Origin of the sequence: Synechococcus sp. H60.1 (genome assembly GCF_047462335.1) — a bacterium.
In the GTDB taxonomy this organism is placed as follows: Bacteria; Cyanobacteriota; Cyanobacteriia; order Thermostichales; family Thermostichaceae; genus Thermostichus.
The window spans coordinates 1-529 of sequence record NZ_JANSJA010000277.1 but is presented as its reverse complement, the minus strand read 5'-3'; the positions used below and the strand labels follow the sequence as shown (position 1 = coordinate 529).

General features: G+C 59.5%; 1 pseudogene. It reads left to right on the top strand.

Features of this window, described 5'->3' with window-relative positions:
* The first annotated feature begins 66 nt into the window (after positions 1-66).
* Positions 67-427, top strand: a pseudogene (locus NW852_RS12655) (histidine phosphatase family protein).
* Positions 428-529: the final 102 nt, after the last annotated feature.

Here is a 529-nt window from a genome sequence, read left to right as displayed (position 1 = left end):
TGCGGCGCACCTTGGCTACTCTCAGGCCGCTGGCAGAGAAGACGGGGTTGGAGATAGGGAAATCCAATCCACTACAGCGAGTGGGAGGGCAAAACCCACGCCGAGGCCCGCGAAGACCATCCCGAAGCCTACTGGCGCTGGAGGACCGAGCCGGCCTGGAACGCCCCCAGGTGGCGAAACCGCTGTGCAAATTGCCAACCGCGCCCTGCCGGTTGTGGCGGAGATATCGTCTCCCACAAACAAGGCCACCCTTCAGATTCTTCTCCGCAGCCTGCTGGGCATTCACCTGGGCCGCTACCGGGATCGCATCGAGGTTTTGGCTGCCTCGGTCAGCGTGGTCAAGTTCGATCGCTATGGGCCCCTGCTGGAAAGCTTGGGGGAACGCGGCTATCTGGCGCCTAATCTGCAGCAAAGGGTAGGCACCTAAACTTTCAAAATGGGTCTGAAGTTCACTCAATGGGGATAAATTGCAACAGCAATCCTGGGTGGATGAGATAGCCCGGGGCAGATTTTCCATCCTGGTCGGGAT